General features: G+C 61.6%; 22 protein-coding genes. 9 read left to right on the top strand and 13 right to left on the bottom strand.

Annotated features, from left to right (window positions below):
* Positions 1 to 31 precede the first annotated feature (31 nt).
* Positions 32 to 544 (top strand): dihydrofolate reductase, encoded by a 513-nt coding sequence (locus LUU92_RS27315; RefSeq protein WP_257102898.1) that lies wholly within the window; start codon positions 32 to 34, stop codon positions 542 to 544.
* 74 nt (positions 545 to 618) lie between these two features.
* Here LUU92_RS27315 and LUU92_RS27310 read toward each other — a convergent pair whose 3' ends face one another.
* The gene (locus LUU92_RS27310; RefSeq protein ID WP_071490396.1) at positions 619 to 2,010 is read right to left on the bottom strand and encodes an L-cystine transporter; all 1,392 of its coding nucleotides are present in this window, start codon (positions 2,008 to 2,010) and stop codon (positions 619 to 621) included.
* Positions 2,011 to 2,250: 240 nt separating this feature from the next.
* Between LUU92_RS27310 and LUU92_RS27305 the strand changes: the two genes are divergently transcribed.
* Positions 2,251 to 3,309, top strand: coding sequence for a phosphorylcholine phosphatase PcpP (locus LUU92_RS27305; RefSeq protein ID WP_371322027.1), 1,059 nt, complete (start codon positions 2,251 to 2,253; stop codon positions 3,307 to 3,309).
* A 118-nt stretch (positions 3,310 to 3,427) separates the two neighbouring features.
* Here the strand turns inward: LUU92_RS27305 and ilvD are convergent, their stop codons facing one another.
* The 3 genes from ilvD to LUU92_RS27290 form a co-directional block, all read right to left on the bottom strand.
* On the bottom strand, positions 3,428 to 5,269 hold the full coding sequence (gene ilvD / locus LUU92_RS27300) for a dihydroxy-acid dehydratase (RefSeq protein ID WP_024077932.1): 1,842 nt from the start codon (positions 5,267 to 5,269) through the stop codon (positions 3,428 to 3,430).
* 245 nt (positions 5,270 to 5,514) lie between these two features.
* Positions 5,515 to 6,675 carry an MFS transporter gene (locus LUU92_RS27295; RefSeq protein ID WP_257102897.1) on the bottom strand — a complete coding sequence of 387 codons (1,161 nt, stop codon included), beginning with the start codon at positions 6,673 to 6,675 and terminating at the stop codon, positions 5,515 to 5,517.
* Positions 6,676 to 6,924: 249 nt separating this feature from the next.
* Positions 6,925 to 8,121, bottom strand: a complete 1,197-nt coding sequence (locus tag LUU92_RS27290; protein WP_071490392.1) for a class I SAM-dependent rRNA methyltransferase — start codon at positions 8,119 to 8,121, stop codon at positions 6,925 to 6,927.
* A 277-nt stretch (positions 8,122 to 8,398) separates the two neighbouring features.
* On the opposite strand from LUU92_RS27290, the gene LUU92_RS27285 reads away from it, so the two are divergent.
* Both LUU92_RS27285 and mutM read left to right on the top strand, forming a co-directional pair.
* The gene (locus LUU92_RS27285; protein ID WP_173668613.1) at positions 8,399 to 9,211 is read left to right on the top strand and encodes an HDOD domain-containing protein; all 813 of its coding nucleotides are present in this window, start codon (positions 8,399 to 8,401) and stop codon (positions 9,209 to 9,211) included.
* Positions 9,212 to 9,232: 21 nt separating this feature from the next.
* Positions 9,233 to 10,045: a bifunctional DNA-formamidopyrimidine glycosylase/DNA-(apurinic or apyrimidinic site) lyase gene (gene mutM / locus LUU92_RS27280; RefSeq protein WP_071490390.1), complete on the top strand. Its 813-nt coding sequence runs from the start codon at positions 9,233 to 9,235 to the stop codon at positions 10,043 to 10,045.
* Between the two features lie 122 nt (positions 10,046 to 10,167).
* Here the strand turns inward: mutM and LUU92_RS27275 are convergent, their stop codons facing one another.
* The 5 genes from LUU92_RS27275 to LUU92_RS27255 all read right to left on the bottom strand — a co-directional run bounded on the left by LUU92_RS27275 (position 10,168) and on the right by LUU92_RS27255 (position 14,747).
* Positions 10,168 to 10,419 (bottom strand): YfhL family 4Fe-4S dicluster ferredoxin, encoded by a 252-nt coding sequence (locus LUU92_RS27275; RefSeq protein ID WP_003176712.1) that lies wholly within the window; start codon positions 10,417 to 10,419, stop codon positions 10,168 to 10,170.
* Between the two features lie 100 nt (positions 10,420 to 10,519).
* Positions 10,520 to 10,999: a pantetheine-phosphate adenylyltransferase gene (gene coaD / locus LUU92_RS27270; RefSeq protein WP_003176711.1), complete on the bottom strand. Its 480-nt coding sequence runs from the start codon at positions 10,997 to 10,999 to the stop codon at positions 10,520 to 10,522.
* A 114-nt stretch (positions 11,000 to 11,113) separates the two neighbouring features.
* On the bottom strand, positions 11,114 to 12,709 hold the full coding sequence (locus LUU92_RS27265; RefSeq protein WP_222540595.1) for a GMC family oxidoreductase: 1,596 nt from the start codon (positions 12,707 to 12,709) through the stop codon (positions 11,114 to 11,116).
* Positions 12,710 to 12,745: 36 nt separating this feature from the next.
* Entirely contained in the window at positions 12,746 to 13,291 is a 546-nt protein-coding gene (locus LUU92_RS27260) for a twin-arginine translocation pathway signal protein (RefSeq protein ID WP_071490388.1), read from the bottom strand.
* 28 nt (positions 13,292 to 13,319) lie between these two features.
* Complete coding sequence (locus LUU92_RS27255; RefSeq protein WP_257102896.1) at positions 13,320 to 14,747, bottom strand: coniferyl aldehyde dehydrogenase; 1,428 nt, start codon at positions 14,745 to 14,747, stop codon at positions 13,320 to 13,322.
* Between the two features lie 146 nt (positions 14,748 to 14,893).
* Between LUU92_RS27255 and LUU92_RS27250 the strand changes: the two genes are divergently transcribed.
* Both LUU92_RS27250 and LUU92_RS27245 read left to right on the top strand, forming a co-directional pair.
* Positions 14,894 to 15,565 (top strand): TetR/AcrR family transcriptional regulator, encoded by a 672-nt coding sequence (locus LUU92_RS27250; RefSeq protein WP_016976019.1) that lies wholly within the window; start codon positions 14,894 to 14,896, stop codon positions 15,563 to 15,565.
* Positions 15,566 to 15,598: 33 nt separating this feature from the next.
* A complete protein-coding gene (locus tag LUU92_RS27245; RefSeq protein ID WP_257102895.1) occupies positions 15,599 to 16,453 on the top strand; it encodes a sulfurtransferase in 855 nt (284 codons plus the stop codon).
* Here LUU92_RS27245 and LUU92_RS27240 read toward each other — a convergent pair.
* The 4 genes from LUU92_RS27240 to LUU92_RS27225 all read right to left on the bottom strand — a co-directional run bounded on the left by LUU92_RS27240 (position 16,440) and on the right by LUU92_RS27225 (position 21,049).
* Complete coding sequence (locus tag LUU92_RS27240) at positions 16,440 to 17,432, bottom strand: hydrolase (protein ID WP_257102894.1); 993 nt, start codon at positions 17,430 to 17,432, stop codon at positions 16,440 to 16,442. The two genes, LUU92_RS27245 and LUU92_RS27240, sit on opposite strands and share 14 nt — an antisense overlap.
* A gap of 170 nt (positions 17,433 to 17,602) precedes the next feature.
* Positions 17,603 to 18,211 (bottom strand): 16S rRNA (guanine(966)-N(2))-methyltransferase RsmD, encoded by a 609-nt coding sequence (gene rsmD / locus LUU92_RS27235; protein ID WP_071490383.1) that lies wholly within the window; start codon positions 18,209 to 18,211, stop codon positions 17,603 to 17,605.
* Positions 18,211 to 19,701: a M16 family metallopeptidase gene (locus tag LUU92_RS27230; RefSeq protein WP_071490382.1), complete on the bottom strand. Its 1,491-nt coding sequence runs from the start codon at positions 19,699 to 19,701 to the stop codon at positions 18,211 to 18,213. Before LUU92_RS27230 ends, rsmD begins: the two co-directional genes overlap by 1 nt.
* A complete protein-coding gene (locus LUU92_RS27225) occupies positions 19,694 to 21,049 on the bottom strand; it encodes a M16 family metallopeptidase (RefSeq protein WP_071490381.1) in 1,356 nt (451 codons plus the stop codon). Before LUU92_RS27225 ends, LUU92_RS27230 begins: the two co-directional genes overlap by 8 nt.
* 231 nt (positions 21,050 to 21,280) lie before the next feature.
* On the opposite strand from LUU92_RS27225, the gene ftsY reads away from it, so the two are divergent.
* The 3 genes from ftsY to ftsX are packed head-to-tail and all read left to right on the top strand — an operon-like array spanning position 21,281 to position 24,311.
* Positions 21,281 to 22,621 carry a signal recognition particle-docking protein FtsY gene (gene ftsY / locus LUU92_RS27220; RefSeq protein ID WP_071490380.1) on the top strand — a complete coding sequence of 447 codons (1,341 nt, stop codon included), beginning with the start codon at positions 21,281 to 21,283 and terminating at the stop codon, positions 22,619 to 22,621.
* Entirely contained in the window at positions 22,618 to 23,289 is a 672-nt protein-coding gene (gene ftsE / locus LUU92_RS27215; protein ID WP_003234627.1) for a cell division ATP-binding protein FtsE, read from the top strand. The genes ftsY and ftsE overlap by 4 nt, the downstream gene beginning before the upstream one ends.
* Complete coding sequence (ftsX, locus tag LUU92_RS27210; protein WP_016976026.1) at positions 23,286 to 24,311, top strand: permease-like cell division protein FtsX; 1,026 nt, start codon at positions 23,286 to 23,288, stop codon at positions 24,309 to 24,311. The genes ftsE and ftsX overlap by 4 nt, the downstream gene beginning before the upstream one ends.
* Positions 24,312 to 24,386 lie beyond the last annotated feature (75 nt).

Raw genomic sequence — 24,386 nt, 5'->3', positions numbered from 1 at the left:
CCTGGCTCGGGGCTCTGGTATTCTCGTCGCCATGAAAAAAACTCTCCCTTTAAGCCTGATCGCAGCCCTCGGTGAAAACCGTGTGATCGGCGTCGACAACAGCATGCCCTGGCATTTGCCGGGGGATTTCAAATATTTCAAGGCCACCACGCTCGGCAAGCCGATCATCATGGGGCGCAAGACCTGGGACTCCCTGGGCCGACCGCTGCCGGGGCGCTTGAACATCGTGGTCAGCCGTCAGACCGATCTGGCGCTGGAAGGTGCGGAAGTTTTTCCGTCTCTGGAGGCCGCGCTAGAGCGCGCTGAGGAATGGGCAACGGCGCAAGGCGTTGACGAGCTGATGCTGATTGGCGGCGCGCAGTTGTATGCGCAGGGGCTGGAGCAGGCGGATCGCCTGTATTTGACGCGGGTGGCGTTGAGCCCGGAGGGGGATGCGTGGTTTCCGGAGTTTGATCGGGGCCAGTGGCAGTTGGTTTCCAATCTGGAGAATCCAGCTGAAGGTGATAAGCCTGCTTACAACTTTGAAGTCTGGGAAAAAGCCTAAAAGCATCGGGGGCAAGCCCCCTCCCACATCTTGACCGTCAAGTGTGGGAGGGGGCTTGCCCCGATTGCTATCTATCAGGCTTGCGCTAATTCCGCATGCTCATCCGCATTCAACAACGCCTTGTCCGTCTGCCCCATGACCTGGCTGGTAATCGCCCCCGCCGTCATCGAGCCATTCACGTTCAACGCCGTACGGCCCATGTCGATCAGCGGCTCCACGGAAATCAGCAGCGCCACCAGTGACACCGGCAAGCCCATGGCCGGCAGCACGATCAGCGCGGCGAAGGTCGCACCGCCCCCCACGCCGGCCACACCGGCCGAACTCAAGGTCACAATCGCCACAAGGGTCGCGATCCACAGCGGGTCCAGCGGGTTGATGCCCACGGTCGGCGCGACCATCACCGCCAACATCGCCGGGTAGAGGCCGGCGCAACCGTTCTGGCCGATGGTCGCGCCGAACGAGGCGGCAAACCCAGCGATGGATTGCGGGATGCCCAGGCGACGAGTCTGCGCTTCAATGCTCAGCGGGATCGCCGCCGCGCTGGAGCGGCTGGTGAAGGCAAAGGTCAGCACCGGCCACACCTTGCGGAAGAAGCGCAGCGGGTTGATCCCGGCCAGGGACAGCAGCAGGCCGTGCACCACGAACATCAGGCCCAGGGCCAGGTACGACACCACCACGAAACTGCCGAGCTTGATGATGTCTTGCAGGTTGGAGCCGGCGACCACTTTGGTCATCAGCGCCAATACGCCATACGGCGTCAGCTTCATCACCAGGCGCACCAGGCGCATCACCCAGGCTTGCAGGGTGTCGATGGCGTTGAGGACTTTCTGGCCCTTTTCCACGTCATCCTTGAGCAGTTGCAGCGCGGCAACCCCCAGGAATGCGGCGAAAATCACCACGCTGATGATCGAGGTCGGCTTGGCCCGGGCCAGGTCGGCGAACGGGTTGGCCGGCACGAACGACAGCAGCAGTTGCGGGATATTCAGATCGGCGACCTTGCCCGCGTAATCGCTCTGGATCACTTGCAGGCGCGCCATTTCCTGGGTGCCGGCCACCAGGCCTTCGGCGGTGAGGCCGAACAGGTTGGTCAGGGCGATGCCGATCAGCGCCGCAATCGCGGTGGTGAACAGCAGCGTGCCGATGGTCAGGAAGCTGATCTTGCCCAGGGACGAGGCGTTGTGCAGGCGTGCCACGGCGCTGAGGATCGACGCGAATACCAGCGGGATCACGATCATTTGCAGCAGTTGCACATAACCGTTGCCGACCAGGTCGAACCAGCCGATGGAGGCCTTGAGTACCGGGTTGCCGTCACCGTAGACCGTGTGCAGCACGGTGCCGAACACCACGCCGAGTACAAGGGCAAACAGCACCTTCTTGGCGAGGCTCCAGTTTGTGCGACGGGTTTGTGCCAGGCCCAGCAACAGGGCCACGAACACCAGTAAGTTGAGAATCAGGGGCAGATTCATTGAAGCTCCGTTGAGAAGGCAGCCAATCGCGCGAGCCTGCGATTGCGAACCGGAAAGCCTAACAGTTTGAAATATATTGATTTAATACCGATATGGAATGGTGACTGTCGCTTTTGGAATAAGCCCTTGACGCTCAGGCACATGTCCTTGGCGCGTTCACGACGCAAGCGGTCGTGCTCGGGCGATAACTGTCACAGGGATTTGTTAGCGTCGATGTTTTTCACTCAGGGAGAAACGCATATGAAGCTCGCTTCGAGATTGTTTGCCGCCGCACTGTGCTTGGGCCTTGCCGGGCCAACCATGGCCGCTACCGAGTTGAAACACTGGCCGGCCCCGGCCGCCGAGCAACTGAACAAAATGATCGCCGCCAACGCCAACAAGGGCAATTTCGCGGTGTTCGACATGGACAACACCAGCTACCGCTACGACCTCGAAGAGTCCCTGCTGCCCTACATGGAAAACAAGGGCCTGATTACCCGCGACAGCCTTGATCCGTCGCTCAAGCTTATGCCGTTCAAAGACACCGCCGACCATAAGGAAAGTCTGTTCAGCTACTACTATCGCCTCTGCGAAGTGGACGACATGGTCTGCTACCCGTGGGTTGCCCAGGTGTTCTCGGGGTTCACCCTCAAGGAGCTCAAAGTGCAGGTCGATGAGCTGATGGCCTCCGGCAAGCCCGTGCCCGTCACTTATTTCGAAGGCGACGCCATTAAGAAGTCCGAGGTGCAACCGCCGAAAGTCTTCACCGGCCAGGCCGAGCTATACAACAAACTGATGGAAAACGGCATCGAGGTGTATGTGATGACCGCCGCTTCCGAAGAGCTGGTGCGCATGGTCGCCGCCGATCCGAAGTACGGCTACAACGTCAAGCCCGAGAACGTCATCGGCGTGACCACCTTGCTCAAGGACCGCAAGACCGGCGAGCTGACCACCGCGCGCAAACAGATCATCGCCGGCAAGTATGACGAAAAGGCCAACCTGGGCCTGGAACTCACGCCCTACCTGTGGACCCCGGCGACCTGGATGGCCGGCAAGCACGCGGCGATCCTCACCTACATCGACGAATGGAAAAAGCCGGTACTGGTGGGTGGCGACACCCCGACCAGCGATGGCTACATGCTGTTTCACGACGTGGACGTGGCCAAGGGTGGTATCCACCTGTGGATCAACCGCAAGGACAAATACATGACCCAGTTGAACGGCATGATCGCCAAGCACGCGGCGGCGCAGGCCAAGGAAGGGTTGCCGGTGACGGCGGACAAGAACTGGGTGATCGTCAAGCCTGACGAAATCCAGTAACACCGCGCCGCTTGTTATCGGGGGCAAGCCCCCTCCAACATTTTTATCTATTGTTATTGGGGTTTGGGCCAGGCAAAAAAATGCCCCGCACTTGGCGGGGCATTTTCATGGGCGAGGCTTACAGGCCGTCGAGCATCGCCTTGTTACGCACCGCGCCCTTGTCGGCACTGGTGGCCAGCAGGGCATAGGCTTTCAATGCGGTGGTGACTTTGCGCGGACGCTTCTCCACCGGTTTCCAGCCTTTCTTGTCCTGCTCGACCCGGCGTGCCGCCAGTTCTTCGTCGCTGATCAACAGGTTGATCGAGCGGTTCGGAATGTCGATCAGCACCTTGTCGCCGTCCTGCACCAGGCCAATTGCGCCACCGGCAGCGGCTTCCGGCGAAGCGTGGCCGATGGACAGGCCCGAAGTACCGCCGGAGAAGCGGCCGTCGGTCAGCAAGGCGCACGCTTTACCCAGGCCCTTGGACTTCAGGTAGGACGTCGGGTACAGCATTTCCTGCATGCCCGGGCCGCCTTTCGGGCCTTCGTAGCGGATGATCACGATGTCGCCTTCCTTCACTTCGTCGGCGAGGATGCCCCGCACGGCGCTGTCCTGGCTTTCGAAGATCTTCGCGTTGCCTTCGAACACATGGATCGACTCATCCACACCGGCGGTTTTCACCACGCAGCCATCCAGGGCGATGTTGCCGTACAACACGGCCAGGCCGCCTTCTTTCGAGTAGGCGTGCTCGACACTGCGGATGCAGCCGTTTTCACGGTCGTCGTCGAGGGTGTCCCAACGGGTCGACTGGCTGAACGCGGTTTGCGTCGGGATACCGGCCGGGCCAGCCTTGAAGAAGGTGTGCACGGCTTCATCGTCAGTCAGGGTGATGTCCCACTTGGCGATGCCTTCGGCCAGGGATTTGCTGTGCACGGTCGGCAGGTCGGTGTGCAGCAGGCCGCCACGGGCCAGGGAGCCTAAGATCGAGAAGATCCCGCCGGCGCGGTGCACGTCTTCCATGTGGTACTTCTGGATGTTCGGCGCGACCTTGCACAGTTGCGGCACGTGGCGGGACAGGCGGTCGATGTCGCGCAGGTCGAAATCGATCTCGGCTTCCTGGGCCGCGGCCAGCAAGTGCAGGATGGTGTTGGTGGAACCGCCCATGGCGATGTCCAGGGTCATGGCGTTTTCGAACGCCTTGAAGTTGGCGATATTGCGCGGCAACACCGACTCATCGTTCTCGCCGTAGTAACGCTTGCACAGCTCGACGATGGTGCGGCCGGCCTGGAGGAACAGCTGCTCGCGGTCGCTGTGGGTGGCCAGCGTCGAGCCGTTGCCCGGCAAGGCCAGGCCCAGGGCTTCCACCAGGCAGTTCATCGAGTTGGCGGTGAACATGCCGGAGCACGAGCCGCAGGTTGGGCAAGCGCTGCGCTCGTATTCCGCGACCTTCTCGTCAGAAGCGCTGGAATCGGCGGCGATGACCATGGCGTCGACCAGGTCCAGGCCATGGGAGGCGAGTTTGGTCTTGCCGGCTTCCATTGGGCCGCCGGAGACGAAGATCACCGGCACATTCAGGCGCAGGGCGGCCATCAGCATGCCAGGGGTGATCTTGTCGCAGTTCGAGATGCACACGATGGCGTCGGCGCAGTGGGCGTTGACCATGTACTCGACGGAATCGGCGATGATCTCGCGGCTCGGCAGCGAGTACAACATGCCGTCATGGCCCATGGCGATGCCGTCGTCCACGGCGATGGTGTTGAATTCCTTGGCCACGCCGCCAGCGCGTTCGATCTCGCGGGCGACCAGCTGGCCCAGGTCCTTGAGGTGCACGTGACCCGGTACGAACTGGGTGAACGAGTTGGCAATCGCGATGATCGGCTTCTTGAAGTCGTCATCTTTCATCCCCGTGGCACGCCACAGTGCGCGCGCGCCGGCCATGTTGCGGCCGTGGGTGGATGTTTTCGAGCGGTAATCTGGCATGGAGCACTCCGGGCGGCTAATCGGTATCAAAAGGGAGTGAGCTTCTATTGACGTCTGGAACACCCGAAAAATGGCCGTGTGTCCGGAAGTTGCCACTCGCGTCGCGGGATCGCCGCTTGCTTGGGCCTCGAGCTCATAAACCCGCCGGGGGATGACTGGCGATGAATAGGCCGATTCTACACCGCTGGCGGCGGGAGGGAATGACCGAAACCGTGAAGATAGCGGCTACGGGACGTGCGGGCGGGTCAGCGTCCGGTTCTGGCATTGGTCAGCCAGCCCCACAGGCTGAAGACGATGAAGCTCAGGGCGATGCTCATCAATAGGTTGGATCCGGTCTGCGCCAGGGCGGCACTGCTGATGGCGGCGGTCAGGAACATGATGCTGTTCCCCGCCGAGGCAGCAGTGCCCGCGCTGCTTGAGAACAGCAGCATCGCCGCAGAAATCGCCGCCGGGCGAACCAGCGTCACGGCCAGGGCGCTGATTAACATTGGGATGAGCAACGTCACAGTGGTGATGGCGTCCAGGCTGACGATCAGCGTCAACAGCACGCCAGCGACGAGTAGCAGCCCCAGGCCGATATTGATTTGCCGGGACATCACAATGCGCTTTTGCAGGTACGAGGCTGCAACGCCGCCCAGTAGATAGGCCACGCCGTACACCATCAGCACCAGCGCGTACTGGTATTCGGAGAGCTTCAGCGCATCCATGAAAATCAGCGGTGTCACGCTGATCAAGGCGAAATAACACGCGAATACCAATGCGGCGATCCACCAGTAGCGCAGGAAGTCGCGATTGCGGGCGACGGCTTTCAGCGTGCCGATGATCGACACCGGCGTGCGGCGCGGGCTGGCGGACTTGGACGGCAGGATGCAGAGGGCATGGATCAACATGCCCAGTGCCATCACGGCGAACCCATAAAAGCTGCCTTGCCAGTCGAAGGTGGTTTGCAGCCAGGAGCCGATCAACGGCGACAGCGCGACGAATGAACCGCTCAGGGTCATGTAGTAAAGGCGCACTCGAGCGCGGTCCTGCTCCTCGAACAGGTCTTCCACCAGTGCGTGGCCTAATACAAAAAAGCCGCAGCCCAGGGCCTGGACAGAGCGAAACAGCAGGAAGGTCAGGTAGTCCGTTGCCATCGCGCAACCGATCGCACCCAGGATCGACAACGTGATGCAGCCCAGCAGGACTTCCTTGCGGCCCCATTTGTCCGACAGTGGGCCGGCGATCAGTTGGGAGATGGAAAAGACCAGGGTGAACAGGCTGATGGACAGCGCAACCTCTGCGCTTGGCGTGTCGAATCGGGCCGCCAGGGCAGGGAATGAGGGCAGGAGAATATTGATCGGAAAGAAGCTGATCAATGAAATGCAGGTAATGAGGATGAAGCGGGAGAGGTAGGGCCCAGACATTGTTTTTGTTTTCCGGAATAAAACCAGAAACGAATACTAGTCTGCGAAAAGTGGAATTCAATCAAAAGCGTTGAGAGAAACTTCCTGAATTGACGTGGCTTGCTTGGGTAGGAAAAGCGTTTACGGCAACCACAAAACAAATGTGGGAGGGGGCTTGCCCCCGATTGCGTAGTGTCAGCCCCATATTAGCTGGCTGACACACGGCTATCGGGGGCAAGCCCCCTCCCACATTTTTATCTGTGCTTGGCTTTAGCTATTCGGCAACAACCGGCACGTAATGCTCTTGATATACCGCGTCTCGGCAATCGCCGGATGCACCGGATGATCCGGACCCTGGCCACCACGCTCCAGCATCTGGATATTGCGGTCCAGGTGACGGGCGCTGGTCAGCAGGATGTTTTGCAGGTCATCTTCCGGCAAGTGCATGGAGCACGACGCGCTGACCAGGATGCCGTCCTTGCTGAGCAGGCGCATGGCTTGCTCGTTGAGGCGGCGGTAGGCGCCTTCGCCGTTCTTCATGTCTTTTTTGCGTTTGATGAAGGCCGGTGGGTCGGCGACGATCACATCGAAGCGTTCTTCGCTGGCTTTCAGCTCTTTGAGGGCTTCGAACACGTCGCCTTCGATGCAGGTCATCTTCTCGGCAACGCCGTTCAGCGCGGCGTTGCGCTCCACGCCGTCGAGGGCGAAGGCGGAGGCGTCGACGCAGAACACTTCACTGGCGCCGAAGGCCGCGGCCTGCACGCCCCAGCCACCGATGTAGCTGTACAGGTCCAGCACGCGCTTGCCCTTGGCATACGGGGCCAGGCGGGCGCGGTTCATGCGGTGGTCGTAGAACCAGCCGGTTTTCTGGCCCTGGATTACCGGGGCTTCGAATTTCACGCCGTTTTCTTCCAGCGCCACCCACTCCGGCACCAGGCCGAACACGGTTTCGACGTAGCGGTTGAGGCCTTCGGCATCGCGCGCGGCGGAGTCGTTCTTGAACAGGATGCCGCTTGGCTTGAGCACCTGTGTCAAGGCAGCGATCACGTCTTCTTTATGGGCTTCCATGGTCGCCGAGGCGATCTGCACCACCAGGATGTCGCCGAAACGGTCGACGACCAGGCCTGGCAGCAGGTCGGAGTCGCCGTAGACCAGGCGGTAGAACGGCTTGTCGAACAGGCGGTCGCGCAGGGACAGGGCGACGTTGAGGCGGTGCACCAGCAGCGACTTGTCCAGCGGCAACTTGATGTCGCGCGACAGCAGGCGGGCGCAGATCAGGTTGTTCGGGCTCATGGCCACGATGCCCAGGGTCTTGCCGCCGGCCGCTTCGAGGATGGCCTGGTCACCCGCCTGGAAGCCGTGGAGTGGGGTGGCGGCCACGTCGATTTCGTTGCTGTAGACCCACAGGTGGCCGTTGCGCAAACGACGATCGGCGTTGGCTTTGAGACGCAGGCTTGGCAGGGACATGACGTCGCTCCGGAAAAAAGAGCGGAAGTATACCTGTTGCGGCGCGCTTCATGTGGGCATGGGCTTGCCCGCGATGCAGGCGGCGCGGTGTATCTGACGTACGGCGGTGATGCCATCGGCAGCAAGCCCACTCCCACATTTAGTCCGGTTTCAATCGGGCATTTGGGTGTCGGTCAGGTTTGCTTAGAGGTTAGAATCCCCGTCTAGCCCAGAGTATGTACTTATGTCCCAAGAGCTTTCCGCCGAACAGATCCAACAGGCCCTGCAGGGCATCAGCGTGCCGCCCCAGCCGCAAATCATGGTGGATTTGCAGATGGAGCAATACATGCCCGATCCGGACCTGGAAGTGATCGCGCGGCTGATCTCCCAGGACCCGGGCCTGTCGGGCGCACTGCTGAAGATCGTCAACTCGTCTTATTACGGCCTGAGCAACAAGATCGCGTCGATCCAGCGCGCAGTGAACCTGTTGGGCAGCCGTTCGATCATCAATCTGATCAACGCGTTGTCGATCAAGGGCGAGATGAGCGACGACACCATCGTCACCCTCAACCGCTTCTGGGACACCGCCCAGGATGTGGCCATGACCTGCCTCACCCTGGCCAAGCGCACCGGCGCCCAGGCGGTGGACGAGGCCTATGCCCTGGGCCTGTTCCATGACTGTGGCGTGCCGCTGATGCTCAAGCGCTTCCCCAACTACATGGCGGTGCTGGAGCAGGCGTATGCCAATGCCGGCCCCGATTGCCGCGTGGTCGACACCGAGAACAACGCGTTCAACACCAACCATGCGGTGGTCGGCTACTACACCGCCAAATCCTGGCGCCTGCCGCAGCATGTGACCGACGCCATCGCCAACCACCACAACGCCTTGGCGATCTTCAGCGATGAGTCGTCGCGCACTCCGCAGCTCAAGAACCTGCTGGCGATCCTGAAAATGGCCGAGCATATCTGCTCGTCCTACCGTGTACTGGGCAGCCAGACGGTGGACCATGAATGGAATGCCATCGGCCACCTGGTGCTGGATTACGTGGGACTGTCGGACTACGACTTCGAGAGTATGAAATTGTCGATCCGCGAACTGGGCGCCCACTGATCCTTCCTTAAAGAGGCACCTATGCCCGAGTTACCAGAAGTCGAAACCACCCGGCGCGGGATTGCGCCCCACCTGGAAGGCCAGCGGGTCAGCCGCGTGGTGGTGCGTGAACGGCGCCTGCGCTGGCCGATCCCGGAAGACCTCGATGTGCGCCTGTCCGGGCAGCGCATCGTGCTGGTGGAGCGGCGGGCCAAGTACCTGTTGATCAATGCCGAAGTGGGCACCTTGATCAGCCACCTCGGCATGTCGGGCAACCTGCGTCTGGTAGAGGCTGGCATGCCGGCGGCCAAGCATGAACATGTGGATATCGAGCTCGAATCCGGCCTGGCCCTGCGTTACACCGATCCTCGGCGTTTTGGCGCGATGCTCTGGAGCCAGGACCCGCACAACCATGAACTGCTGATCCGACTGGGGCCGGAGCCGCTGACCGACCTGTTTGACGGCGAGCGTCTGTTCCAGCTGTCCCGTGGGCGGTCGATGGCGGTGAAGCCGTTCATCATGGACAACGCGGTGGTGGTGGGTGTGGGCAATATCTACGCGACGGAAGCGCTGTTTGCGGCGGGGATCGATCCGCGTCGTGAGGCGGGTGGTATTTCGCGAGCGCGTTATTTGAAGCTGGCGATCGAGATCAAGCGCGTGTTGGCGGCGGCCATCGAGCGTGGCGGCACCACGTTGCGCGACTTTATCGGCGGCGACGGGCAGCCGGGGTATTTCCAGCAGGAACTGTTCGTCTATGGCCGGGGCGGCGAGGCGTGCAAGGTCTGCGGCAGCGAATTGCGCAATGTGGTGCTGGGACAGCGCGCAAGTGTGTTTTGCCCTAAGTGCCAGAGCTGATTGATGGGTGATTGCTGATATTGCCATCGGGGGCAAGCCCCCTCCCACAGTGAAAGTGTTCGCAATCCAAATGTGGGAGGGGGCTTGCCCCCGATGAGGTCATGACAGGCGCTAAAGGTGGGTCAGGCCTTACCGGTAATCTTGCGGTACTTCTCCATCAGTTGCTCTTGCGTCTCTGGATGGGCTTCATCCAGCGGGATGCAATCCACCGGGCACACTTGCTGGCACTGAGGCTCGTCGTAGTGGCCGACGCACTGGGTGCACAGGTTGGGGTCGATCACGTAGATCTCTTCGCCCTGGGAAATTGCGGCGTTCGGGCACTCGGGTTCGCAGACGTCGCAGTTGATGCAATCGTCGGTGATGATCAGGGACATGGAAACTCCTGCCAGGGCCGTCCGCCAAGGCATCTGAAAACTAATGCGCGCAATTGTGCCGCATTGGCGCCCGCAGTGCGAGCAGGCGCCGATTGGGGGCTTATTTCTTGAAGCGCAGGGTCAGTGCATCCGCCACGGCCGGGTGCACGAACTTGGTGATATCTCCGCCCAAAGCGGCAATTTCACGGACCAACGTCGAGGAAATGAACGAATAGCGTTCCGACGGTGTGAGGAACAGGCTTTCCACGTCCGGCGCCAGTTGGCGGTTCATGTTGGCCAACTGGAACTCGTACTCGAAGTCCGACACCGCACGCAGGCCGCGCAGGAACACATTGGCGTTCTGCTCTTTGGCGAAATGCGCCAACAGTGTGGAAAAGCCCACGACTTCCACATTGGGCAGGTGTTTGGTGACCTCACGCGCCAACTCCACGCGCTGTTCCAGGGGAAACAGCGGGTTTTTCTTGGGGCTGGCCGCGACCGCGATGATCACATGGTCGAACAAGCGTGAGGCACGTTCGACCAGATCGCCATGGCCTTTGGTAATCGGGTCGAAGGTACCTGGGTACAACACTCGGTTCATCGCGTCGTCCTGGCGGAGTCCGTTGGGGAACCGGATGGTATCGCAGCCGTCCCGGTCGGGAAAGTCAACTTATGCAGAAGAAAGCACTATAGACACGGCGAATACCGTGTTTTTTCACGCTGTTTTCAGACGTTCGGCCAAGGCTGTCGCCAGTTGGGCGGTCAAACCGTACACCGATAATTGTGGGTTGGCCCCAATGCTGGTGGGGAATAGAGAGCCATCGTGGATCGACAGGTTGCGCAACTGATGATGGCGACCCAGGCTGTCGGCCACTGCATTTTTCGGGTCTTCGCCCATGGCGCAACCGCCCATCACATGGGCGCTGCCCAGGCAGGTGCGATGCAGTTCCAGATTGAGGCCTTCAATCAGCGTGCGCGCTTCGCCCAGGGTTTTTACGTAGCGGGCATCGTGATGCAGCGGCTTGACCGACTTGGCGCCCGCCGCGAACTGGATCTCGGCCATGCTGTGGAAGGCACGACGCAAGCCATTCCAGGCGTAGTCCGACACCTGGTAGTCGAGCACCGGCGTGCCATCGCCACGTAGCTCCACGCTGCCGCCCGGGCTGTCGGGGTGGAAGCCGTCGCGCAGCAGCGCCAGCATCGCGTGGGTGTTGGGCAATTGGCTCATGTCCAGGGCGTTCTGGGTGCCGTAACCGCCGAGCAGGGTGCTGGCCAGCGCCGGGTGCAAGGGCGGCGCCTCCAGCTTGTACGACATTTTCCCCGTGGTGCCGTCCTGCCACTGGAAATGGTCGGAATAGATCGACTGCGGCGCGCCGTAGAACGGGTTGATCACCTCGTCGAACAGCCCGGCGGAGAAGTTCACCAAGTGCAGGAACGTGCGTTTGCCCAGCCGCGAGTGCGGGTCGGGCGCGTCCGAGCGCATCAGCAGCGCGGGGCTGTTGATGCCGCCGCCCGAGAGCACGTAATGTTTGGCCTTCACAGTGATCTTGCGTCCGGTAGGCGCCACGCAACGCTCGTCCATTGCCATACATTCCAGGCTACTGATGGTGTCGCCGCTGTATTTGAGGCGCTCGGCGCGGGCCAGGTACAACAGCTCGCCGCCTTTTTCCAGGGTGGACGGGATGGTGGTCACCAGCATCGATTGCTTGGCGTTGACCGGGCAGCCCATCCCGCAATAGCCCAGGTTGAAGCAGCCGCGCACATTGCGCGGGATCACATGCCAGCTGTAACCGAGCTTTTCGCAGCCTTTGCGGATCACATCGTTGTTGGGGTTGGGGGGCAGGGCCCAGGGCGCGATGCCCAGGCGTTGTTCCATTTTTTCGAACCAGGGCGCCATTTCGGCGCTGCTGTGGCCCTTTACGGCGTACTCGCTGGCCCAGTGAGCGAGGGTGGCGTCCGGGGTGCGGAAGCTGGACGTCCAGTTGATCAGCGTAGTGCCGCCCACGGCTCGGCCCTGCAGGATGGTGATAGCGCCGTCCTTGCTCATGCGACCGATGCCCTCCTGGTACAGGCTGGTGTAGGCCTCGTCCTCCAGTAGCTTGAAGTCGCTGCTGGTCTTGAGCGGGCCTTCTTCGATCAGCAGCACCTTGTAGCCGGCGGCACTGAGGATTTCGGCAGTGGTGCCGCCGCCGGCACCGCTGCCGATGATCACCACATCGGCTTCCAGGGTCAGGTCGTTATCGAGGGTGGCGCCATTGTGGGTTTTCCAGCCACGGGCCATGCCGTCGCGGAACAGGTCGGGTACGGGCATCAGGGTCGTCTCTTGTTTTTATGGGAGGGCGGCGAATCAAATCTTCGGCGGGCCGGGGTAACCGCAATGCGCCCAGGACGCCGGCTGGAAATACCAGGCCATGATCACCAGCTTGAGCAGCGAGCCCTGGCCCATGCGCAGCAGGTTCAGGTAGCTGTTTTCCCAACGGTGCAGGAAGTTGCGGATCTGCTCGCCGCTGGCGTTTTCCCAACTGCCCCAGATTCCGGTCAACGGTCCACGGGTGACGCCCATGCCCAATACGTCGAACAGTTGCTGGGTAAGCTTGAACATCTCCGGCGACAGGTGTTGCAGGCTGAAGTCGAGCTTCTTGAGGGTGTCTTCAATCCCGCTGGCAACTTCCTGGGCGCTGGCCACGCCTTCGAGCAGCACCGGGATGACCGCGCGCAGGAACGGCAAGTCACTGCTGCGCAGCATGGCAAAACCGCTGGCCGGCGTGCTGCTGGAGCAACCGCTGAGGCTGGCGCCCAACCCGGCGGTAGCCAGGAAGGCGCTGGCGCACAGGCCAATCTTCAAGACGCCGCGCCGCGACAACGCGGGTGAATCAGTCAGGCTAGGGTTCATTGTTATTGTTATCCCGTGGGTGGCGGTTTCAGCGAACGAACAGCTTCTGGATCAACGTCTGGATGGCTTTGCCGTAGGGCGGGTAGATCAGCTTCGCCGCGTTAAGGCGCTGTTTCACCAGCACCCCCTTGGCTTTGCTGAACGTCAGGAAGCCTTCATGCCCGTGATAGTGGCCCATACCCGACGGGCCGATGCCGCCAAAGGGCATGTCGTCCTGGGCCACATGCAGCAGCGTGTCGTTCAGGCATACGCCGCCGGAATGGGTTTCGTGGAGCACGCGGTCCTGTTCGCGCTTGTTGTAACCGAAGTAGTACAGGGCAAGTGGGCGAGGACGTTGGTTGATGTAGGCAAAGGCCTGGTCGATACCGCGATACGGCACGATCGGCAGCACCGGGCCGAAGATCTCGTCCTGCATCACGGTCATGTTATCGCTGACATTCAGCAACAGGCTGTGGGCCATGCGCCGCGCCTGGCCCTGGTCATACAGCGGGATCAGGGTGGCGCCCTTGTCGGTGGCGTCCTTGACGTAGGCATTCAGCCGGGCCAGCTGTCGTTCGTTGATGATGGCGGTGTAGTCCGGGTTGTCGGCCAGGGTCGGATAAAATCCGCGAACGGCCTGGGTGTAGGCCTCGACGAAGCCGTCGACGCGGTCTTCCGGCACCAATACATAGTCGGGCGCGACACAGGTTTGGCCGGCGTTCAACGCCTTGCCGAAGGCGATGCGTTCGGCGGCGTCCTTGAGTGGTACATCCGCAGACACGATGGCCGGCGACTTGCCGCCCAACTCCAGGGTGACCGGTGTGAGGTGTTCGGCCGCCGCACGCATCACATGCTTGCCGATGCTGGTGGCGCCGGTGAACAGCAGGTGGTCGAAGGGCAGCTTGGAAAACGCCATGCCCACCTCGGCTTCGCCAAGCACTACGCACACCAGGTCTTCGGGGAAGATTTTCGTCAGCAGCACCTTGAGCAACTCGCCAGTGGCGGGGGTGGACTCACTGAGCTTGAGCATCACCCGGTTGCCCGCCGCCAACGCGCCGACCAGCGGACCCATGGCCAGGTACAGCGGGTAATTCCAGGGCACGATCACGCCAACTACGCCCAACGGTTGATAGATGACTTTGGCCGAGGCCGGTTGGAAGGCAATGCCTACAGCGCGCCGGGATGGTTTCATCCAACCCTTGAGGTGTTTGCTGGCATAGTGAATGCCATGCAGGCTGGGCATCAGTTCGGCGAACAGGGTTTCGTCGGCACTGCGGTGGCTGAAGTCCTGGCTGATCGCGTTGATCAGTGCCTGGCGCTCGTCGCTGAGCAGGTCGCGCAGAGCCTTGAGCCATTGCTGGCGCTGCGCGGCCGATGGCATCGGGTTGGCGGCGTAGGCACGACGCTGGGTGTCGAACAGGCGCTGGAGTGAGTCCAGTGCCTGGGATTCTTGCAGGTAGGCAACGTTGGCAGACATGGCGGCGTTCCCGATTGTTATAGGTCTGCCTGAATTTTTAGAGTCATTACTCTAAATTGTCAAATAACATTGCAGCAACATCCGGTTTTATCCGTGCAAGGATAGGCCGTAAGATGCCTTATCACGTGTACAGAAGCTGATCCCCTATGGCACCACGAGTAAAGACCAGCGAGCGCATTGTGCAAACCAGCCTGGAGCTTTTTAACCAGCAGGGCGAGCGCAGTGTGAGCACCAACCACATTGCCGCCCACATGGAAATTTCGCCGGGCAACCTGTACTACCACTTCCCCAACAAGCAGGCGATCATCGCCGTGCTGTTTCGTGAATACGAAGCCCTGGTGGACAGTTTCCTGCGCCCACCCCAAGGCCGCGCCGTCACCGTCGAAGACAAGCGCTTCTACCTGCAGGCCGTGCTGGCCGGTATGTGGCGCTACCGTTTCCTGCACCGCGACCTCGAACATCTGCTGGAAAGCGACCCGGAACTGGCCACCGGCTACCGGCGCTTTTCCCAGCGCTGCCTGACCCAGGGCGGCGCCATTTACCAAGGGTTTGTCGACGCTGGCATCCTCAATATGGACCCGGTGCAAACCGAAGCCCTGACCCTCAATGCCTGGATCATCCTCACCTCCTGGGTGCGCTTTCTGTGCACCACCAATGAAAACTCCGCCCACCTGAGCGCCGAGGCGATCAAGCGCGGGGTGTATCAGGTGCTGGTGCTGGAGGCGGGGTTTGTCACGCCCCAGGCGAAGGAGGCCGTGGATGCGTTGTTCAAAGAATTTTACGTGCCGTTGAATCAGGCATTGGAAGAAGTGAAGTAGGACCTTTCCCGAATCTGTTCATAGGAGTCCGTCATGCCGCTTGCCCAACTGATCAGCCCCCAGCAATTGGCCGAGCGCCAGAAGGCCGGCGGGTTGGTGATCCTCGATTGCCGTTTTGCCCTGGAAGACCCTGACTACGGGCTCTGCAGCTATGCCGAAGGGCATATCGAGGGCGCGCAGTACGCTGACCTGGAACGCCACCTCAGTGGGCCGGTGATAAAGGGCGTGACCGGTCGCCATCCGTTGCCGGCCGCAGATACCTTCGCCGAGCAATTGCGTGCCTGGGGGATCAACGCCGACACCGATATCGTGCTGTATGACGACGGCCCCGGTGCCTATGCCGCACGGGCCTGGTGGTTGTTGGCGTGGCTGGGCAAGCGCGATGGCGTGTTTATTCTGGATGGTGGCCTCAAAGCCTGGCATGCGGCGGGTTTCCCGCTGAGCCTGGACGCGCCGGTGGTTGAGCCGGGCGCCTTCGTTGGTACGCCAGATAATCGCCTGGTGCTGGATGCCGAACACCTGCAAAAACGTCTGGGCCAACCCGGCCTGACCTTGCTCGACGCCCGTGCACAGCCGCGCTTTCGCGGTGAAGTCGAGCCGATCGACCCGGTGGCCGGGCACATCCCTGGGGCGCAGTGCGCGGTGTTCAACGAAAACCTGGGTGCTGATGGCCGCTTCCTGCCGGCAGACCAACTCAAGCAACGCTTCGCCGCCCAACTGCAAGGTCGCTCGCCGGATGAACTGGTGGCGTACTGCGGTTCAGGGGTGACGGCGTGCCACAATCTGTTTGCCCTGAGTCTGGCCGGTTACCCGTTGGGCAAGTTGTATGCAGGGTCGTGGAGCGAGTGGATCACCGATCCGGCGCGGGCCATCGCTACCGGCGACTGAGCAACCAGGCCGGAATACGGCGCTCCAGGTAATAACCGGGGCGCTTCAGTGTTCCATCGACAAAACCGACATGCCCGCCCTTGGCCAGCAATTCGAATTCGGTGCAGTCCGACAGCTCACTGGCCTCGGGCAGGCTGTGGGCAAACACAAATGGGTCATCGGCGGCCTGGATGATCAGGGTCGGCGTGCGGATATTGCCCAGGTAATAGCGACTGGAGGCGCGGCGGTAATAGTCCTCGGCGTTCAGGAAACCGTGCAGCGGCGCGGTGACCCGGCCGTCGAAGTCCCAGAACGTGCGCATCTTTTCCAATGAACCCAGGGCCTCAAGCGTCTTCAACCCCTCCGCACGACCATCCTCTAGAAAGCGCCGTTGCTTGACGCGGATATAGGCCAGCATTTCCCGCATGAAATGCTTCTGATAAACCCGCGAGAATCCCAGGCCGATGCGATCCGCGCACTGGTCCAGGCGAAACGGCACCGATACCGCCGCCGCGCCTTGCAGCCCTGATGCTTCGCCGGTTTCGCCCAAATGCTTGAGCAGCACATTGCCGCCCAGTGAATAACCCACCGCATACAGCGGCGCCAGCGGTCGCTTGGCGCGCAGATGGGCAATCGCCGCGGCCAGGTCTTCGCTGGCGCCGGAGTGATAGCTGCGCGCCAACAGGTTTGGTTCGCCCGAGCAGCCACGCCAATTCAGCGCCGCGCTGGCCCAGCCTTGCGCAGCCAGGGCTTTTTGCAGACCGGCCACGTAGGGCGAATTGGAGGAACCGGTCAACCCATGCAGTACCAGCACCAACGGTGCTTGCGCGTCATGGGGGCCATGCCAATCGAGGTCGAGGAAGTCGCCGTCTTCCAGCCACAGGCGTTCGCGTTGGCGTTCGATGTGGGTGGTAGGGCGCCACAGCGGCCCCCACAGTGTTTGCAGGTGGGGGTTGCCGAGGCCGAAGGCGGGGGTGAACAGGTCGGAAGAAGGGGTCATGACACGCTCTGCTGCGGATGCATTTAACTGTGGCGAGCGGGCTTGCCCCGCGTTGGGCTGCGAAGCGGCCCCAAAACCAGTAATGATGTTCTAACTGAGCAATCGCGGTGTTCTTGGTGGGGCTGCTGCGCAGCCCAACGCGGGGCAAGCCCGCTCGCCACAAACAGAGGTCAGGCGGCGCTGCGTTGCCACAACGCGTAATACACCCGTCCGGACTTCTGTTCCCGGTGCAGGCGCCAGGTGGCCGGCAAGCCCAGGGTAGAAGGGGCGGTCTCGCTTTCAGTGTAGATCCACGAATCCGCTGCCAGCCATTGGCGATCTTCCAGCAATGCGCACACGGTTGGCAGCAAGTTCTGGTTGAACGGCGGGTCGAGGAACACCACGTCGAACTCGCTGGCCGGCTGGGTTTCCAGGTAGCGCAGGGCGTCGGCGGTTTGCACCTGGCCGGTGGTGCAGCGCAGGGTGCCCAGGTGTTCCTTGAGGCTGGACACCGCCACATTGCTGGCGTCCAGCGCCTGGCCCAGGGCGGCGCCACGGGACAGCGCCTCCAGGAACAGCGCGCCACTGCCAGCGAACGGGTCCAATACTTTGGCGCCTGCAATGTATGGAGCCAGCCAGTTGAACAGGGTTTCACGCACGCGGTCAGGCGTCGGGCGCAGGCCTACGACGTCGGGGAAGCTCAGCTTGCGGCTGCGCCATTCGCCGCCAATGATGCGCAGCTGGCCCACACCGTTATGCACGTTGTGGACAGGTTTTTTCGGGCGAGATGAACTGGCCATTAATGCTCCGGAACCCCGAGCGGCTGCTCGGCGGGTTTATCAGTGGGGGGCGGTAGTGGCTTTTGCGCAATCGTCGGGCCGGCGGTCACGATGACCATCTTGTCGGCGCTCAAGTGTTTATTCATTGCAGCCTTGACCTGCTCTACGGTCAGGGCCTGGGATTGTTTCATGAAATCTGCCAGATAGGTCAGCGGCAGGTTGTAGAAACCCATCGCGCCCAACTGCCCGACGATATCGGCGTTGCTGGCGGTCGACAGCGGGAAACTGCCGGCCAGCTCGCGCTTGGCGTCATCCAGTTCTTTTTGCGTCGGGCCGGTCTTGAGGTAGTCGGCCACCACGTCCTCGACCAGGCGCAGGGTGCCGCCGCTCATTTCGGCGCGGGTCTGCAGATTGATCATGAACGGGCCACGCACCTGCATCGGCGAGAAACCGGAGTACACGCCGTAGGTCAAACCACGTTTTTCACGCACTTCGCTCATCAAGCGAGTGCCGAAACCGCCACCGCCGAGGATCTGGTTACCCAGGGACAAGGCTGCGTAGTCCGGGTCGGCACGGTCGATGCCCAGTTGCGCGAACAGCAAGTGAGTCTGTTTGGACGGGAACTCGATACGAGTCAGGCCCGGTTTGGGTTCGGTCGGCTGAGCAATTTTTGGCAGCGCCGGGCCCTTGGGCAGCGATGCAGAAACCTTGGCCGTCATGGCTTCGGCTTCGGCGCGGGTCAGATCGCCCACTACCGCAATCACCGCGTTGCCTGCTGCGTAAGCCTTGGCGTGGAACGCCTGCAACTGCGCGATGGTGATCTTTGGCACGCTCTCGGGCGTGCCTTCGCTCGGGTGCGCGTAAGGGTGGTCGCCGTACAGGCGCTTGAACAGTTCAAGGCTGGCCAGCTTGCCGGGGTTCTGCTTCTGGTACTCGAAGCCAGCGAGGATCTGGTTCTTGATCCGGGCCAGGGAGTCGGCCGGGAAGGTTGGTTTGCCGATCACCTGGTCAAACAGGCTCAGAGCGGCGTCGCGTTTGCTACTGTCGCTGAGGCTGCGCAGGGACACCAGCGCCATGTCGCGGTATGCACCATTGCCAAAGTCCGCGCCCAGACCTTCGAAATCACGGGCGATCTGGCTCACATCCTTGCCCGGTACGCCTTCGTTGAGCATGGCGTTGGTCATCAGCGCCAGGCCGGGTACGTTGCCGTCCTGGCTGCTGCCGGCGGCGAACAGGATGCGCATGTCAAACATCGGCAGTTCATGGGCTTCGACGAACAGCACCTTGGTGCCTTCGGCGGTGGTCCAGGTCTGTACGTCGAGCTTGCGGTTGGTCGGCGCCTTGTCGTCCAGTTCCGCCAGGGATTGCAGCTTGCTGCTCGATTGGGCTTTTTCCAGTGCCTGGCTGGCGACGGACTCGCTCGGACGCAGGAAATACACGGCGCTCGCCGCAATCAGGGTGACGACGATCAGGCCGGGGAAGATCAGGCGGCTGCTTTTGCGATCACTCATGAGCGGTCTCCTCAGGCAAAACATGGGCGACGCTCAGACGTTCGCGGGTGAAGTAGGTGCGCGCGGCTTTCTGGATATCTTCCGGGGTCACGCTTTGCAGGTCGGCGAGCTCCGTGTCCATCAGTTTCCAGGACAGGCCGACGGTCTCCAGGGAGCCGATGGCCGTGGCCTGGCTGGTGATGGAGTCACGCTGGTAGACCAGGCCGGCAATGACCTGGGCGCGGATGCGTTCCAGTTCTTCGGCGGTCGGCGGCTTGGCCTTCAACTCTTCCAGCAGGCGCCACAGGCCGGCTTCTGCCTGGGCGACGGTTTTCTTCTTCTGCTGATTCGGCGTGGCGCTCAGCATGAACAGGGTATCGCCACGGGTGTAGGCGTCGTAGTTGGTGGACGCAGCGGAAACCAGCTCTTCACCACGCTCCAACTGTTCGGAGATGCGGGCGCTGTAGCCGCCGTCCAGCAAGGCCGAGATCAGGCGCAGGGCCTGCACCGAACGCTTGTCTTCGGCTGTGGCCAGGCCTGGCACGTTGAAGCCCAGCATTACGCTCGGTAGTTGGGTTTTCACATGCAGCGTCAGCAGGCGCTCGCCGGGCTCGGCCAGTTCCATCGGGATCTTGGCCGGTGGTACGTCGCGCTTGGGGATCGGGCCGAAGTAGCGCTGGGCCAGGTTTTTGACCTCGTCCGGGGTGACGTCGCCGACCACCACCAGGGTGGCATTGTTCGGGACGTACCAGGATTGGTACCAGTGGCGCAGCTCTTCGACTTTCATGCGGTCCAGGTCGGCCATCCAGCCGATGGTCGGCGTGTGGTAGCCGCTGGCCGGGAATGCCATGGCCTTGAAGCGCTCGTAGGCCTTGGACATCGGGTTGTCGTCGGTGCGCAGGCGGCGCTCTTCCTTGATCACCTCGATCTCGCGGCTGAACTCGTCGGCCGGCAGGCGCAGGCTGGCCATGCGGTCGGCTTCCAGCTCGAAGGCGACGCCCAGGCGGTCGCGGGCCAGCACCTGGTAATAAGCGGTGTAGTCATCGCTGGTGAAGGCGTTCTCTTCGGCGCCCAGGTCGCGCAGGATCAGCGAGGCTTCGCCGGGGCCGACCTTGGCGCTGCCCTTGAACATCATGTGTTCCAGGGCGTGGGACAAACCGGTCTGGCCCGGGGTTTCGTAGCTCGAACCGACCTTGTACCAGACCTGGGAAACCACCACCGGGGCGCGATGATCTTCGCGCACGACCACCTTGAGGCCGTTGTCCAGGGTGAATTCATGGGTGGGTTGTGGGTCGGCAGCCAAGGCTGAAAGAGGCAGACAAACTGTGCTGAACAGCAGGCCTGCGGCGCGGCGGGCTAGAGCATTCATTCGTTTTTAAACCTGTTGGGCTGCCCGCTTGGTCTTAGCGTCGGCGGGCGAGGAGGTGCTAGGATACTGATCCGACTGAGGGACGGCCACTGCGGCCGTCTTGTTGAGGCCCTATTTTGGCCTTCAAAATGTTGCGCATGAACGAGCTGGCTAAAAAACAGTCTGTTACGCATCGAATTTTATTTACCGGCGCGCCCCTTGGCGCGTCGCTACCTTGAGATAGCCGTCTCCATGTTTGGTTCCAACGACGACAAGAAGACCCCAGCCGCGGCTGGCGAGAAGAAAGGCCTGTTCGGATGGCTGCGCAAAAAACCGCAGGAAACCGTCGACGAACACCCGCCGGTTCAACCTGAACCTATCCCTGAGCCAACAGTAGAAGCCGAACCGGTTGCCGAAACCCCGGCGCCGGTGGTATTGCCGATGGCCGAGCCGGTGTTGCAGCCGGTCGTCGAGGCTGTCCCGGAACCCGAGCCGGAACCCGAGCACAAACCGTGGCTGGAACTGCCGGTGGCTGAAGAGCCCGTGGCGCTGGTCGAAGATGTGCAGGCTGAGCACATCGCCCCGCCGATTCCGGCTGTGGCCGAGGTGGCAGTGCCTGCTGTTGTCGAGCCGGAGCCCGTCGTCGCACCTGTCGAAACCAGCAAGACCGGCTTCTTCGCCCGTCTCAAGCAAGGCCTTAGCAAGACCAGCGCCAGCATTGGCGAAGGCATGGCCAGCCTGTTCCTGGGCAAGAAGGTCATCGATGACGAACTGCTGGAAGACATCGAAACCCGCCTGCTCACCGCCGACGTGGGCGTCGAAGCCACTGCCGTGATCATCCAGAGCCTCACCCAGAAGGTCGCGCGCAAACAGCTGACCGACGCCGACGCGTTGTACAAATCCCTGCAGGCCGAGCTGGCCGCGATGCTCAAGCCGGTGGAAGCGCCGCTGGTGATCACCCCGAAAAAACCTTTCGTGATCCTGGTGGTGGGCGTCAACGGCGCCGGCAAGACCACCACTATCGGCAAGCTGGCCAAGAAGCTGCAGTCCGAAGGCAAGAAAGTCATGCTGGCAGCCGGCGATACCTTCCGTGCCGCCGCGGTTGAACAACTGCAGGTGTGGGGCGAGCGCAACAAGATCCCGGTCATCGCCCAGCACACCGGCGCCGATTCCGCCTCGGTGATCTTCGATGCCGTGCAAGCCGCCAAGGCCCGTAACATCGACGTGCTGATCGCCGATACCGCCGGTCGCCTGCACACCAAAGACAATTTGATGGAAGAGCTGAAAAAGGTTCGCCGTGTGATCGGCAAGCTCGACGCAGACGCGCCGCACGAGGTTCTGCTGGTACTGGACGCTGGCACCGGCCAGAACGCCATCAGCCAGGCCAAGCAATTCAACCAGACGGTACAACTGACCGGCCTGGCATTGACTAAGCTCGACGGCACGGCCAAGGGCGGCGTGATCTTCGCCCTGGCCAAGCAGTTCGGGTTGCCGATTCGTTATATCGGCGTCGGTGAAGGCATCGACGACCTGCGCACCTTTGAAGCCGAACCCTTTGTACAGGCACTGTTTGCCGAGCGGGAGCGTTCATGATTCGATTCGAACAGGTCGGTAAACGCTATGCGAACGGGCATGTCGGCTTGCATGAGCTGAGCTTTCGAGTGCGTCGCGGCGAGTTTCTATTTGTAACCGGTCACTCCGGCGCAGGTAAAAGTACGTTGTTGCGCCTGCTGCTGGCCATGGAGCGTCCGACCACCGGTAAGTTGCTGTTGGCGGGCCAGGACCTGGCCACCATCAGTAATGCGCAGATTCCGTTCCTGCGCCGCCAGATCGGCGTTGTGTTCCAGAATCACCAGTTGCTGTTCGATCGCACCGTGTTCAACAACGTGGCGTTGCCGTTGCAGATCCTCGGGCTGTCCAAGGCCGAGATCGTCAAGCGCGTGGACTCGGCCCTGGAGCGCGTGGCGCTGTCGGACAAGACCGATCTCTACCCTGGCGACCTGTCCACCGGCCAGCAACAGCGCGTCGGTATCGCCCGCGCTATCGTCCACCGCCCGGCCCTGCTGCTGGCGGACGAACCCACCGGCAACCTCGACCCGCGCCTGGCGGCCGAGATCATGGGCGTATTCGAAGACATCAACCGCCTGGGCACCAGCGTGCTGATCGCCAGTCACGACCTGGCACTGATCGCGCGCATGCGTCATCGCATGCTCACTCTGCAACGTGGCCGCCTGATCGGTGACGGGGAGGCCGGCGTATGAGTGCAACACGCAGCCCTAAAGTCTCCGAACGCGTGGCGCCGAAACCGGCCGACCCGCAACCGCCGAAGAAAAAACACGACCACGATGACGATGGTCCGGACTTCAGCACCTTGCTGCGCGCCTGGATCGAAAGCCATCGCGCCAGCCTGGTCGACAGCCTGCGCCGCCTGGGCAAGCAGCCGATCGGCAGCTTTTTCACCTGCCTGGTGATGGCAGTGGCCCTGAGCCTGCCGATGGGCCTGTCGCTCCTGCTTAATAATGTGGAGCGCCTGGGCGGTTCCTGGCAGCGCGCAGCGCAGATTTCGCTGTACCTGAATATCGACGCCAGTGCCAAAGATGGCGAAGCGTTACGCGACGACATCAAGAACATCCCCGGCGTGGCGGATGCCGAGTACATCAGTCGCGATCAGGCACTGGAAGAGTTCCAGCAACAATCCGGCCTGGGCGAGGCGCTCAAGGAGCTGCCACAGAACCCGCTGCCGGGCGTGGTCCTGGTGACGCCGAACGAGGTGGACAAGCCGGCGCTGGAAGCCCTGCGACAAAAACTCGCAGAGATGCCCAAGGTGCAACAGGCGCAACTTGATCTAGTCTGGGTAGAGCGCCTGGCCGCGATCCTCAAGCTGGGCGACCGCTTTGTGTTCGGTCTGACAGTGCTGTTGGTGTCTGCATTACTTTTGGTGATAGGTAATACCATTCGTCTTCATATTGAAAACCGTCGCACCGAGATAGAAGTGATTAAACTGGTCGGCGGCACGGACAGCTATGTGCGTCGGCCTTTTCTGTACATGGGCGCGCTTTATGGCTTTGGTGCCGGGATTTTGTCCTGGGGCGTGCTGGCTTTTGGCCTGGACTGGCTGAACGACGCGGTTGTCGGGCTTGCCGGACTCTACGGCAGTGATTTCGCCCTGGCTGGCGTGCCGGTAGCCGATGGTCTGAGTCTCTTGCTTGGCGCGGTATTGTTGGGGTATATCGGTGCTTGGATTGCGGTCGCTCGTCATTTACGTGAGCTGGCACCGAAGTAGTTAATGTCAGATTAATGTGGTTTCGTTTGTATTGACCGTATTGGTGGTTTAGGGAACTTGTCCTACGGTTCCCGG

The sequence above is a fragment of the Pseudomonas extremorientalis genome, assembly GCF_024584605.1.
GTDB lineage: Bacteria > Pseudomonadota > Gammaproteobacteria > Pseudomonadales > Pseudomonadaceae > Aquipseudomonas > Aquipseudomonas extremorientalis.
The sequence above is the reverse complement of the archived record's forward strand: the minus strand, read 5'-3'. Positions and strand labels throughout refer to the sequence as shown.